The sequence below is a fragment of the Mammaliicoccus sp. N-M50 genome (assembly GCF_022386995.1).
GTDB lineage: Bacteria > Bacillota > Bacilli > Staphylococcales > Staphylococcaceae > Mammaliicoccus > Mammaliicoccus sciuri_A.
Genome location: NZ_JAJNJA010000001.1, coordinates 156,650 through 170,971, shown reverse-complemented (window position 1 = coordinate 170,971; position 14,322 = coordinate 156,650). Strand labels below are relative to the sequence as shown.

At 32.3% G+C, this 14,322-nt stretch carries 12 protein-coding genes and 1 riboswitch; of the genes, 11 read left to right on the top strand and 1 reads right to left on the bottom strand.

The window, feature by feature from the left end; genetic code table 11:
* The first annotated feature begins 4 nt into the window (after window positions 1–4).
* Window positions 5–96, top strand: a riboswitch (TPP riboswitch).
* Window positions 97–160: 64 nt separating this feature from the next.
* From thiW to hfq, 10 genes are all read left to right on the top strand, one after another.
* Window positions 161–661: an energy coupling factor transporter S component ThiW gene (thiW, locus tag LQ622_RS00805; protein WP_126477437.1), complete on the top strand. Its 501-nt coding sequence runs from the start codon at window positions 161–163 to the stop codon at window positions 659–661.
* A gap of 141 nt (window positions 662–802) precedes the next feature.
* Complete coding sequence (mutS, locus tag LQ622_RS00800; RefSeq protein ID WP_126477436.1) at window positions 803–3,328, top strand: DNA mismatch repair protein MutS; 2,526 nt, start codon at window positions 803–805, stop codon at window positions 3,326–3,328.
* A 14-nt stretch (window positions 3,329–3,342) separates the two neighbouring features.
* Window positions 3,343–5,313, top strand: a complete 1,971-nt coding sequence (mutL, locus tag LQ622_RS00795) for a DNA mismatch repair endonuclease MutL (RefSeq protein ID WP_126477435.1) — start codon at window positions 3,343–3,345, stop codon at window positions 5,311–5,313.
* Between the two features lie 9 nt (window positions 5,314–5,322).
* Complete coding sequence (locus LQ622_RS00790; RefSeq protein ID WP_049319001.1) at window positions 5,323–5,856, top strand: glycerol-3-phosphate responsive antiterminator; 534 nt, start codon at window positions 5,323–5,325, stop codon at window positions 5,854–5,856.
* A 190-nt stretch (window positions 5,857–6,046) separates the two neighbouring features.
* Window positions 6,047–6,865, top strand: a complete 819-nt coding sequence (locus tag LQ622_RS00785) for an MIP/aquaporin family protein (protein ID WP_049319000.1) — start codon at window positions 6,047–6,049, stop codon at window positions 6,863–6,865.
* A 26-nt stretch (window positions 6,866–6,891) separates the two neighbouring features.
* Entirely contained in the window at window positions 6,892–8,385 is a 1,494-nt protein-coding gene (gene glpK, locus LQ622_RS00780) for a glycerol kinase GlpK (protein WP_037587871.1), read from the top strand.
* Window positions 8,386–8,499: 114 nt separating this feature from the next.
* Window positions 8,500–10,176 (top strand): glycerol-3-phosphate dehydrogenase/oxidase, encoded by a 1,677-nt coding sequence (locus LQ622_RS00775; RefSeq protein ID WP_037587873.1) that lies wholly within the window; start codon window positions 8,500–8,502, stop codon window positions 10,174–10,176.
* A gap of 134 nt (window positions 10,177–10,310) precedes the next feature.
* On the top strand, window positions 10,311–11,258 hold the full coding sequence (locus LQ622_RS00770) for an alpha/beta fold hydrolase (RefSeq protein WP_159315067.1): 948 nt from the start codon (window positions 10,311–10,313) through the stop codon (window positions 11,256–11,258).
* Window positions 11,251–12,180 carry a tRNA (adenosine(37)-N6)-dimethylallyltransferase MiaA gene (miaA, locus tag LQ622_RS00765; protein ID WP_239762365.1) on the top strand — a complete coding sequence of 310 codons (930 nt, stop codon included), beginning with the start codon at window positions 11,251–11,253 and terminating at the stop codon, window positions 12,178–12,180. Before LQ622_RS00770 ends, miaA begins: the two co-directional genes overlap by 8 nt.
* A 13-nt stretch (window positions 12,181–12,193) precedes the next feature.
* A complete protein-coding gene (gene hfq / locus LQ622_RS00760) occupies window positions 12,194–12,424 on the top strand; it encodes an RNA chaperone Hfq (protein ID WP_037587879.1) in 231 nt (76 codons plus the stop codon).
* A gap of 66 nt (window positions 12,425–12,490) precedes the next feature.
* Here the strand turns inward: hfq and LQ622_RS00755 are convergent, their stop codons facing one another.
* Window positions 12,491–12,964 carry a glutathione peroxidase gene (locus LQ622_RS00755; protein ID WP_037587881.1) on the bottom strand — a complete coding sequence of 158 codons (474 nt, stop codon included), beginning with the start codon at window positions 12,962–12,964 and terminating at the stop codon, window positions 12,491–12,493.
* A 109-nt stretch (window positions 12,965–13,073) separates the two neighbouring features.
* Between LQ622_RS00755 and hflX the strand changes: the two genes are divergently transcribed.
* Window positions 13,074–14,312 carry a GTPase HflX gene (hflX, locus tag LQ622_RS00750; RefSeq protein WP_239762366.1) on the top strand — a complete coding sequence of 413 codons (1,239 nt, stop codon included), beginning with the start codon at window positions 13,074–13,076 and terminating at the stop codon, window positions 14,310–14,312.
* Window positions 14,313–14,322: the final 10 nt, after the last annotated feature.

Below are 14,322 nucleotides of genomic sequence, written 5' to 3'. Positions count from 1 at the left end.
TAATATATTGCACACACGGTGCCTAACAAGGCTGAGAATATACGTGTAGATTTGATCCAGGTAATACTGGCGTAGAGATTGTGCAACTAAAGATTATATATGCTCATAATCATTAGTCTGCCAATACGTAGACTAATGATTTTTTTATGGAGGAAATATAATGAAGAAGACAAAATTAATGACTTTAACCGCAATATTAACAACAATAAATGTTGTCTTTAGTACATTTATCACGATACCAATAGGTCCAATAAAAGCATTGCCAATGCAACATTTCATTAATGTTATATCAGCCGTATTTCTTGGACCATGGTATGGCTTAGCGCAAGCTTTGTTATCTTCGTTTATTAGAAACTTACTAGGTTTAGGCACGATTTTTGCTTTTCCAGGTAGTATGATAGGTGTATTATTAGCAAGTTTACTTTATAAATATCGCAAACAATTATCGATTGCATCTCTAGGAGAAGTTATAGGTACTGGTGTGATAGGTAGCTTCGTTTGTATTCCGATAAGTTGGTTACTAGGACTAGGGAAAATTGCATTTTGGCCATTATTTTTATCATTTTTCTTTAGTAGTCTAATAGGCGCTATCGCAAGTTATATATTATTAAAGGCTTTTGAAAAAAGAGGTATATTAAAGAAATTAAAAAATGATAATTAAAGATACATCATGAATTAAAGGGCGTGAAGCATAAATTGCTTCATTACGCTCTTTTTTTTAATAAATAAACATACTCGTTTAATAGTAGAAATTTTGATAAAATAGATAAATCGAAAGTTAAAAAAAGGAACGTGAATAAAGATGTCTAAACCAACGCCAATGATGGCTCAATATTTAAAGATAAAATCTCAATATCAAGATACATTATTATTTTTCAGATTAGGTGATTTTTATGAAATGTTCTACGATGATGCAATTGAAGCATCGAGAGTATTAGAAATAACACTAACAAGAAGAGATGCTAAGAAAGATCCAATTCCAATGTGCGGGGTACCGTATCATTCTGCTTCTGGATATATCGAAAAACTTATTTCAAAAGGTTATAAAGTCGCGATTTGTGAACAAATGGAAGATCCAACACAAACTAAAGGAATGGTTCGTAGAGAAGTTGTGCAAGTCATAACGCCAGGTACGGTTATGGATCAAAAGGGTATGGATGAAAAAACAAATAATTATATATTAGGATTTATAAAAGAAGACGGAGAGTTTCATTTAAGTTACTGTGATGTCACAACAGGTGAATTAAAAGTAACATCATTTGTAGATGAAACAACTTTAATTAATGAAATTACAACGATTCACCCTAATGAAATTATTGTCAATAAAGTGTTACCAGATAATTTATATAAACAAATTCAGCTCATAACTGAAACAATCACAGTTATTGATAGCTATGAAGAACGAGATTATGAAGTTGTCACGGGCACATCTCACGCTCAAAAAAGATCATTAAATTATTTATTAAATTATATTCATGATAATGGTAAACGCGATATGCCACACTTAGAAGAAGTTGTCGTATATAGAGCTTTAGATTATATGAAAATGGACTTTTACGCGAAACGAAATCTTGAATTAACAGAAAGTATCAGACTTAAATCTAAAAAAGGTACATTATTATGGTTGATGGATGATACAAAGACACCTATGGGCGCAAGAAGATTAAAGCAATGGATAGATAGACCACTTATTAACCAAAGAGATATCGAACAAAGATTAGATGCTGTTGAACAATTAGTGAATGGGTTTATTGAACGTGATGAACTTAGAAGTTATTTGAATATGGTATATGATATTGAAAGATTAGTCGGAAGAGTTAGCTACGGCAATGTGAATGCTAAAGATTTAGTACAGTTGAATTATTCAATAAAACAAATTCCATATGTTAAAGAAATTATTGAAAGATTAGACTCAACGTCTATAGATCGATTTAAAGATCTTGAACCATTAAATGATTTAGAACGATTATTAGATGAAAGTTTAGTAGAAGATCCACCGATTTCTGTTAAAGAAGGTGGGATATTTAAAAAAGGCTTTAACGAAACACTAGATCAATATAAAGAAGCTTCAACAAATGGTAAGCAATGGATTGCAGAATTACAATTAAAAGAACGTGAACGAACGGGTGTTAAATCATTAAAGGTAAGCTTTAACAAAGTTTTTGGGTACTATATTGAAATTACAAAAGCAAATTTAAATCATATTGATACAGATGCTCTAGGATATCAACGTAAGCAAACATTATCAAATGCTGAACGTTTTATAACTGAAGAATTAAAAGAAAAAGAATCTATCATTTTAGGTGCAGAAGATAAAGCAATCGAACTAGAATATCAACTATTCCTGGATTTAAGACAAGAAGTGAAAGCCTATACTGAAAAGTTACAAGCACAAGCTAAATTACTATCAGAAATAGACTGTTTACAAAGCTTTGCTGAAATTGCTCAAAAATATCATTATACACGTCCGATTTTTAGTGAAGATAAAACATTATCACTTAAATCATCGAGACACCCAGTTGTTGAACGCGTAATGGATCATAATGACTATGTTCCAAATGACTGTTATTTAGATAAAGAAGGCTTTATCTATTTAATAACAGGACCAAATATGTCTGGTAAGAGTACGTATATGCGTCAAATAGCTATTATTAGTATTATGGCTCAAATGGGGGCATACGTGCCTGCAGATTATGCGCAATTGCCAATATTTGATCAAATCTTTACGAGAATTGGTGCTGCAGATGATTTAGTATCAGGGAAAAGTACATTTATGGTCGAAATGTTAGAAGCTGAAAAAGCCATGGTAGGTGCAACTGAAGATAGCTTAATTATATTTGATGAAATTGGAAGAGGTACATCTACATTTGATGGTCTAGCGCTTGCACAGTCTATGATTGAATATGTACATCATCATACAAAAGCAAAAACGTTATTCTCAACACATTATCATGAGTTAACACATTTAGATGAAACGTTATCTGGACTTAAAAATATTCACGTAGCTGCACAAGAATATCAAGGAGAATTGATTTTCTTGCATAAAGTAAAAGAAGGCGCAGTTGATCAAAGTTATGGTATTCATGTAGCGAAGTTAACGGATTTACCTGATGAAATTATTGAAAGAGCAAATACTATTTTACAAGAACTTGAATCTCATACAAAAGTAGAGAAAGAAGCAGATAAGTATGAACAACCGTCATTCCAATTATTTGAAGAACAAGGGCAATCTGAAATTGAAAAGAAACTTAAATCAATTGATTTAATGAACATAACACCTATTGAAGCATTATCAAAACTGCATGAATTACAAAAACAACTTAAATAGAAAGTGTGAGTGCATTGGGAAAAATTAAAGAACTTGAATTATCTTTAGCCAACAAAATAGCTGCAGGTGAAGTGGTAGAAAGACCAGCTTCTGTTGTGAAAGAATTGTTGGAAAATGCAATTGATGCTCAAGCAACTCAAATTGATATTTCGATTAAAGAATCAGGTATTCAATCTATTAGAGTCGTAGATAATGGAACAGGCATTGAAGAAGAGGATATTGCCAAAGCATTTGGTAGACATGCGACAAGTAAAATTAATAACGATTATGATTTGTTTCATATTCGTACACTTGGCTTTAGAGGAGAAGCTTTGGCGAGTATTTCATCAGTGAGTAGAGTGACGATGAAGACTTGTACGGATGGTATGCTTGGACATGAAGTGCGCGTTGAAAATGGTGAAATTACGAAAAAACAACCTGCTAAAGCTAAAAAAGGTACAGATATTCTTGTTGAAGATTTATTCTATAATACGCCAGCAAGATTAAAATATGTTAAAAGTTTGTATACTGAACTGGGTAAAATTACGGATATAGTGAATAGAATGGCAATGAGTCATCCGAATATTGCATTTAATCTCGTATCAGATGATAAAACAGTTATTTCAACGAATGGTTCGGGAAGAACAAATGAAGTAATGGCTGAAATTTATGGCATGAAAATTGCGAAAGACCTTGTACCAATAAATGGAGAAACAGATGATTACGTCGTAAACGGATTTATTTGTAAACCTGAGCACACGAGAAGTAATCGTCATTATATTTCTATATTTATCAACGGGCGATATATTAAGAACTTTGTACTTAACAAAGCGATTATAGAAGGTTATCATACACTCTTACCAATCGGTAGATATCCAATCGTTTATTTAAATATTGAAATGGATCCGATTTTAGTAGATGTTAACGTACATCCAACTAAACTAGAAGTAAGGCTTTCTAAAGAACAACTACTTTATGATTTGATTAATCAAAAAATTAAAGAAGCATTTAGAGGTATGTCATTAATTCCAGATACATCTTTAGAAAAGCAAAAACCTAAAAAATCACAAAAAGAAATTTTTGAACAACAAAAAATAGATTTTGAAGCTAAAAGAAATCAAAATACAACTCAACATCAGCATATATCTCATAATACTAAAAGTGTTGAAGAAATTGAAAAAACAAATGACATTGCAAGCAGAGAACCTTCACCTTCTTGGCAATTTAAAGATAAGACAGAACATCATTCGGTTATACAAGAAGATACTATCAAACAGGAAACTAATAGAGATTTAGATGTTCAACATGATGAACCCGAGCATATTGAAAATAATGAAGAAACTTATGAAGTTCAAGATACAGTAGAGCATGTCGATACACCATATCAAGCGCCAATTGAAGAAGAGCAAGTATCTGAAGCGCCACGTGTACCGTATATGGAAGTTGTAGGTCAAGTTCACGGAACATATATTGTGGCACAAAATGATACGGGCATGTTTATGATTGATCAACATGCAGCGCAAGAACGAATTAAATATGAATTTTTCAAAGAAAAAATTGGTGAAGTCACAAACGAAACACAAAGTTTGTTGTTGCCACTAACATTTAATTTTTCTAAAGATGAGCACATGATTATTGAAAAATATTTACAATCACTTGCTGAAGCGGGCGTATTTTTAGAACCAATTGGTCATCATGACTATATGGTGAGTGAATATCCAGTTTGGCTACCAAATGTTGATGCAGAAGAAATCATAAAAGATATGATCGATTACGTGTTAAATCATGAAAAAGTTGATATTAAAAAATTAAGAGAAGATGCAGCAATTATGATGAGTTGTAAGAAATCTATTAAAGCTAATCATTATTTAAGAAATCATGAAATGAGTCATTTGATTGATGAATTAAGAGAAACAACTGACCCGTTTACTTGTCCGCACGGAAGACCAATTATTATTGAATTGACGACGTATGAATTAGAAAAATTATTTAAACGCGTTATGTAGGAGGATAAAATGAATAAGCATATATTACCGGCTATTCGCTCTATGAAAGATATGGAAAAGTTTTTAAAAATGGATTATGAAAGATGCGTTTTATTAGATACACATATCGGTCATTTGCAAGGCATTTTAGAGCAAATGAAAAAGCATCAAAAAGAAGTGATGCTACACATTGATTTAATTAAAGGTTTATCAAATGATGAAGCGGCTGTTGAATATGTTATACAACAATATAAACCACATGGCATTATATCAACGAAATCAAAAATTATTAAACGTGCCAAAAAATTAAATACGTTAACGATATTACGTGTGTTCATTCTTGATAGCACAGCGTTAAGTAGAAGTATTGAACTGATTAAACAATCAGACCCTGATTTAGTAGAAGTACTGCCAGGAGTTGCTACTAAAGTGATCAAGGAAATTAGTGATAAAACAGGTAAGCGAATTATTGCAGGTGGATTAATTAATACGAAAGAAGAAATTGATTTAGCAATTGAAAGCGGTGCACAATATGTTACATCTAGCGATATTACAATTTGGTAAATTTATTTGACAACGTTTTCATAAAGTATTATACTTCTAATTAAGTTAATATATGAGATGAGTAAATGAGACCCTCTACGAAAAGAAACTATGCGTTAAATTTGTATAAATTACTATATGAATATGATGTGTAGTTCAACGTAGGGGGCTTTTTATGTATTAGCATATTATATTTAGGAGGGTGTTTAATATGAGTGAATTTTTAGGCGAATTAATTGGTACAGCCATCTTAATATTATTTGGTGGCGGTGTATGTGCTAACGTCAATCTAAAAGGGGCACTTGGTAAAGGTGCAGACTGGATTGTTATTTCATTAGGTTGGGGGCTAGCTGTTATGCTTGGTGTTTATGCAGTTGGTAATGTTTCCGGGGCACATTTAAACCCAGCTGTTACGCTTGGCTTTGCAATTGACGGATCATTCCCATGGTCTAAAGTTGTTCCATTTATTGTGGCTCAAATGCTTGGTGCTATGATTGGTGCATTTTTAGTATGGGCTACTTATTTACCACATTGGAAAAAAACTGAAGATCAAGGTGCTAAGTTAGGTGTATTCTCAACTGGTCCATCTTATCCAAACTATGTAGCAAACTTCTTAAGTGAGATTATTGGAACTATGATCTTAGTTATGGGATTATTATTTATAGGAACTAATAAATTTACTGATGGCTTAAATCCTTTAATTGTTGGTTTATTAATCGTAGCAATTGGTTTAAGTTTAGGTGGTGCGACAGGTTATGCGATTAACCCAGCTCGTGATATCGGACCACGTATCATGCATATGCTATTACCAATTCCGGGTAAAGGAAGTTCAAATTGGAAATATGCAATTGTGCCAATTTTAGGACCGATTTCAGGCGGTATGTTAGGTGCAGCATTATTTAATATTTTATTTAACGGGGTTGTAAACGGTTTTGTTATATTCTCAATCATCTTTACAGTGATTGTCGTATTGTCTGGTATTTTCTTAAATAAATCAATACTTAAAGACGAAGTTTCAGAAATTCTGTAATATACAAATTTATAGGAGTGTTTAATATGGAAAAATACATTTTATCAATTGACCAAGGTACAACAAGTTCTAGAGCAATACTTTTTGATAAAGAAGGTACTATCAAATTTGTGAGTCAAAGAGAATTTAAGCAATACTTCCCTAAAGGTGGTTGGGTTGAGCATGATGCGAATGAAATTTGGACTTCAGTATTAGCAGTTATTTCAAGTGTACTTAATGAAAATAACATTAGTCCAAAACAAATCGAAGGTATTGGTATCACAAACCAAAGGGAAACTGCTGTCGTATGGGATAAAAATACGGGACGCCCAGTTTATCATGCAATTGTTTGGCAATCTCGACAAACTCAAGACATTTGTACAGAATTAAAATCTAAAGATTTAGAACCAATTTTTAAAGAAAAAACTGGTCTATTATTAGATCCATATTTCTCAGGTACAAAAGTTAAATGGATTCTTGATAATGTTGAAGGTGCTAGAGAAAAAGCTGAAAACGGCGATTTATTATTCGGAACAATTGATACATGGTTAATCTGGAAATTTACAGGTGACGTTCATGTAACAGATTATTCAAACGCAAGTAGAACATTAATGTATAACATTTATGACTTGAAATGGGACGAAGAATTATTAGAATATCTTGATGTACCAGCTTCTATGTTGCCAGAAGTTAAACCTTCAAGTGAAGTATATGGTTATACTCAACAACATCACTTCTTCGGTGAAAAAATTGCAATCGCTGGTGTAGCAGGTGACCAACAAGCTGCATTATTCGGACAAGCTTGCTTCGAAAGTGGAGAAGTTAAGAACACATACGGTACTGGTGGATTTATGTTAATGAACACTGGTGAAAAAGCTGTAAAATCTGAAAGTGGTTTATTAACAACATTAGCTTATGGTCTAGATGGTAAAGTAAACTACGCACTTGAAGGTAGTATTTTCGTATCAGGATCTGCTATTCAATGGTTAAGAGATGGTTTAAGAATGATTAAATCAGCACCAGCATCAGAAGATTATGCAAATCGTGTTAAATCTACAGAAGGCGTATACGTCGTACCAGCGTTTGTTGGTTTAGGTACACCTTATTGGGATGCAGATGCTAGAGGTGCAATCTTCGGCTTAACACGTGGTACTGAAAAAGAACATTTCATTAGAGCAACTTTAGAATCATTATGTTACCAAACTAGAGATGTGTTAGAAGCAATGGAAAAAGATTCTGGCATTAATGTTGAAACATTAAGAGTTGATGGCGGTGCTGTTAAGAATAATTTCTTAATGCAATTCCAAGCTGATATTGTAAATACGCCAGTAGAAAGACCAGAAGTAAATGAAACAACTGCATTAGGTGCAGCATACTTAGCTGGATTAGCAGTAGGTTTCTGGAAATCTAAAGATGAGATAAAACAACGTTGGAAATTAGAAACAGAATTCAAACCTGAACTTGAAGAAGAAGAACGTGAAAAACTTTATAAAGGTTGGAAAACTGCAGTAAAAGCCACTCAAGCTTTTAAATTAGATTAAGTTGTGTTATCATATAGTTAAGTTAATATTTCGTAGAGACATGAGAGGCTTTGTTCGTACATTTTTGTAGGGATAAGTCTCTCATTTTTTTACATTTTACAGGAGGAAATGGTTATGCAACAATTATCAGCATTAAATCGTAATCAAGTTAAAGATCAACTTAAAAATACTGAATATGACGTAGTTGTTATCGGTGGAGGAATCACTGGTGCAGGTATTGCTTTAGATGCAGCGCAACGTGGTATGAAAGTAGCATTAGTTGAAATGCAAGACTTTGCACAAGGTACAAGTTCTAGAAGTACGAAATTAGTTCATGGTGGATTACGTTACTTAAAACAATTCCAAGTTGGCGTAGTTGCTGAAACTGGTAAAGAAAGAGCGATCGTTTATGAAAATGGTCCTCACGTAACAACACCAGAATGGATGTTATTACCTTTACACAAAGGCGGTAGCATGGGTCCATTTACAACATCAATCGGCTTGAAAGTTTATGATTTCTTAGCAGGTGTTAAAAAAGCTGAACGTCGTACAATGTTAAACAGAGAAGAAACAATTAAGAAAGAACCACTTGTAAAACAAGACGGTTTAAAAGCTGGTGGTTACTATGTTGAGTACCGTACAGATGATGCTCGTTTAACAATTGAAGTTATGAAACGCGCACGTGAATTTGGTGCAGATATCATTAACTATGCTAAATCAAATAAATTCTTATACAACAAAAAGAAAAAAGTATCAGGTATCGAAGTAACTGATTTATTGCAAAATGAAATTTTCGAAATTAAAGGTAAAAGAGTTATCAACGCGGCAGGTCCATGGGTTGATGAAGTACGTGGTAAAGACTATTCAACAAACAATAAACAACTTAGATTAACTAAAGGTGTTCATATTGTAATAGACCAAAGCATATTCCCATTAGGTCAAGCTGTATACTTTGATACAGAAAATGATGGCAGAATGATTTTCGCAATTCCTAGAGATGGAAAAGCATACGTTGGTACTACTGATACAATTTATGATAATGATAAATCTTCTCCTAAAGTTACAGAAGAAGATCGTCAATATTTATTAGATGCTATTCACTATATGTTCCCAACTGTAAAAGTTGAAGATAAGGATATCGAATCAACTTGGGCTGGTGTTAGACCATTAATCTTTGAAAAAGGTAAAGATCCATCAGAAATTTCTCGTAAAGACGAAATTTGGGAAGGCGATTCAGGCTTACTTACAATCGCTGGTGGTAAATTAACAGGTTACCGTCATATGGCTCAAGATATTGTTGATTTATTAAGTAAACGTCTTAAAGAAGAATATAAATTATCGTTCAAACCTTGTCGTACAAAAGAAACTTACATTTCTGGCGGTAACGTTGGTGGTAGTAAAAATTATGAATCATTCGTTGAAAGTAAAGTTAAAGAAGCTAAAAACTACAACTTATCAGAAGATGCAGCACGTTATTTAGCTAGAAAATACGGATCTAATGTAGATGAAGTATTTGCTATTGCTCATGCTACACAAGTTGCAGATGTTAATCTTCCAATCGAAGTATATGCTGAAGTTATTTACAGCATTCAAAAAGAAATGGTTCATAAACCAACTGACTTCTTAGTACGTCGTTCAGGTCGTTTATACTTTGATATTCAATATGTATTAGATCATAAAGATGCGATAGTTGAAGTAATGGCTCAAGTATTAAATTATGATAATGATACTAAACGTGTTTATAAAGATGAATTAGAACAAGCTATTAAAGAAGCGGTTAATCCAAATGATCAACCAGCTATTGTTAAATAATTTATAAACCAACTATTTAAACCTGCTGACAATTTTTGTCGGCAGGTTTTTTATATATTATGTGATTGATTTGTGAATATATTTTTAAGCACTATAGATTTTGCTATAATGTCTTATAAGGGAGGCGCATGTCTTTGAGACGATTTAATCATAGAATTACATTATCTACAGAACAAACTTTAGAAGTTACAATTGATAAAACGGATGAAAAACCGTTTGGAATTATACATATACTGCATGGTGTGGCTGAACATAAAGATAGATATGATGCAGTAGCAGAATATTTATGTAAAAGAGGTTTTCATGTTATCCGTCATAACCACAGAGGTCACGGTATGAACATAGAAGCTTCTTCAAGAGGTCATTTTAATGCATTACAAGAATTAGTCGATGATGTTAAAGAAGTAAGTGATACGTTTAAAAATGAACTTAATCCAAAATTGCCATTTATAATGCTAGGACACTCTATGGGTTCGCTAGTTGCGAGACAATTTGTTCACGATTATCCTAATGATGTAGATGCGTTGATACTTTCAGGGACGGTTGTTTACCCTAAAATTCAAGGCAAGTTAAATTTATATGCATTAAAGTTTGTGAATTTATTTTTAGGTAGTCGCACGAAATCAAAATTTATCAATAATATTGCTTTTAAGACAATGAATCGACAACATAAAGATTTAAATAAAGATAATAAATGGTTAAGTCAAAGTGATGAAAATCGCGAGCAATATGAAAAAGATGTTTATTCAGGATTTCCAATTTCACATAAAGTACTTTTAGAAACAGTAAAGGCAGCTGTCCAAACGAAGAAAATCAATTATATTAAAAAACAAAATTTAAATATGCCGATTTTACTAGTATCAGGTAAAGAAGATCACTTTGGTGGATTCGGTAACGGTATTAAACAGTTAGCTTCTATTTATAAACGTTCAGGCGTTAAGCATGTCACAGTACAATTATATAAGAATAAGCGTCACGAAGTTTTATTTGAGACGAACCGTTATGCAGTGTATGAACATTTATATAATTGGTTGATGGTACAAATTAAACAATTAGAAAAAGAGGAAATATCAAATGAATGAAAAACCATTAATTGCAATAGTAGGCCCTACTGCAGTAGGTAAAACAGAATTAAGCATTAAATTAGCAAAATCTTTAAACGGTGAAGTTATTAATGGTGATGCCTTTCAAATTTATAAAGGTCTAGATATTGGTACAGCAAAAGTGACAGAAGAAGAAAAAGAAGGCGTTGTTCATCATTTAATAGATGTATATGAACCGGATGAACCATATTCAGTGTATCGATTTAAACAAGACTTTGAAAGAATTGTAAAGGATATTCATGCTAGAGGTAAATTGCCGATACTTGTCGGTGGAACAGGTTTATATGTACAGTCAGTTTTATATGATTATAACCTTGAAGAAGAAAAAATCAGTTCTGAAAAAATGGAAATTACAAAAAATAAATTAAATAAATTATCTAAATGCTCAAATATTGAATTGCGCAATTATTTATATGAAATCGACCCAGAAACTGCGTCATCAGTGCATCCGAACAATCGTAAAAGAGTAGAACGAGCAATTGAATATTACTTAAATACAAAAAAAACTTTAAGTGAAAGAAAGAAAAGCCAGACATTTTCTGGAAAATATAGTACAATATTAATTGGGATAGAAATGTCGCGCGAAACATTATATCAAAGAATTAATATGCGCGTTGACATGATGTTGCAGCGAGGATTATTAAGAGAAGTGTCTAATCTTGTTGAGAAAGGGTATGAAGATTCACAAAGTATGCAAGCAATTGGATACAAAGAATTGATACCAGTAGTAAAAGGAGAAATAGACATAGAAACTTCTACAGAACAAATCAAGCAAAATTCAAGAAGATATGCCAAACGTCAAATGACATGGTTTAAAAATAAAATGAATGTGACTTGGTTTCAACGGGATAAACAGTCTTTAACAGAAATCGCAGACAACGTAATCCAATTATCCAAGTGAAGGGGAAAGTCATATGGCAGAGAAAGAAAATATTCAAGAAGTTTTACTTAAGAAATTCAAATCAGAAGGAACTGAACTTACAGTATTCTTACTAAATGGATTTCAAATGAAAGGGAAAATTGTCGACTTTGACGACAAAGTTGTATTATTAGATATTCTAGGGAAAGAACATCTAATTTACAAACATGCTATCTCAACTTTCGTAGATGCTCAAGATGATGAAAATCAAGATAGCGAACAATAATCGTGTATGAAAAAATAAGCGGCTAGGACATTTTATTGTCTTAGCCGCTTATTTATGTGTAATCAATTATAATACTGCTTCTATTGAACTTCTCAATTGTTCAGGACTTTTTTGTGGAGAAAATCGATTCACAACTTCTCCGTCTTTATTTACTAAGAACTTAGTAAAGTTCCATTTAATTGATCCATTTAAAATACCTTTTTTAGCAGAAGTAAGATATTCATAAAGTGGATGTTGTTCTGAACCTTTAACTTTTATTTTTTCATGCATTGGGAAAGTTACACCATAATTTAATTTACAATTTTGGTATGCTTCATAAGAGTCACCAGGTTCTTGATTACCAAATTGATTACATGGGAATCCTAACACCACGAAATCTTGATCTTTATAATCTTGGTATAAAGCTTCTAACCCTTCAAATTGAGGTGTGAAACCACATTCACTTGCTGTATTAACAATTAAAATTGCTTTTCCTTTATACTCAGATAATGAATATTCTTCACCGTTCGTTTTTGCAACAACGAAGTCATAAATTGACATTGCCATCACTCCTTTTCTTATTTCTATTATAATCAAAAATTTATCAAAGTCATATCAATTTGCATGCATGTTTATATGTTAAAATATATTTAAAGTGAGCGTGATAAAAATGAAAAATGATATGAAGTCGACAAAGCAAGAAACTGAAAAAGTAATCCTGTTAGCAATTCATGATAAAAAAGATGATGAAGCAACATTTAAATCAACAGTTCAAGAATTGGAATCTCTTGCTGTTACAAGCCAACTAGAAGTCATGGAAGTCTTCACTCAAAAAAGAGAGCGACCTGATCAACAATATTATTTTGGTAAAGGTAAAATAGAAGAAGTCATTGAATATATCGAATTGAATGATATTAAAGTGAATGCAGTCATCGCAAATGATGAATTGACAACTGCGCAATCGAAACATTTAGATGAGTTATTTAACACAAAAATTATAGACCGCACTCAATTGATTTTAGAAATTTTTGCGCAAAGAGCTTCAAGTAGAGAAGGTCAATTGCAAGTTGAATTAGCACAGTTAGATTATTTATTGCCGAGATTATCTGGACACGGCAAAAGCTTATCTCGTTTAGGTGGCGGAATCGGTACGAGAGGTCCAGGTGAAACGAAATTAGAAACAGATAGAAGACATATTCGTACTCGAATGAATGAAATAAAGCATCAACTAGAAACAATCGTTTCTCATCGTTCACGTTATAGAGAACGACGTCAACATAATCAAGCATACCAAGTTGCATTAATTGGTTATACAAATGCCGGTAAATCTTCGTGGTTTAATCAGTTATCAAATGATGAAACATTTGAACAAGATTTATTATTTGCGACTTTAGATCCTAAATCTCGCGCCATTACAATAAATGACGGGTTTAACGTCATACTTTCTGATACAGTTGGGTTTATTCAGAAGTTGCCTACAACATTGATTGCAGCATTTAAGTCTACTTTAGAAGAAGCGAAATATGCACAATTACTCGTTCATGTTGTAGATGCAAGTCATCCACACTATATGGAACAGTATGAAACGGTTATGTCTTTAGTCAATCAATTAGATATGGGCCATATTCCGATGTTAGTCGTATTTAATAAAAAAGATTTAGCGCCTTCTAATCATTCAGCAATATCAGGACAATCTATATTTGTTTCAGCTAAAGATTCTAATGATAAAGCTATATTTAAAGAAAAATTAGTCGATATGATTAAAGAGACAATGGATTACTATGAAATGGATATTCCATCAAGTGATGCTGACAAATTATATTGGCAAAAAAACCATACTTTAGTTGAAAAAATGAATTTTGATGAAGAAACAGAAACATATCACATAAAAGGTTATAAACAGAAATAAGAGGTAAACA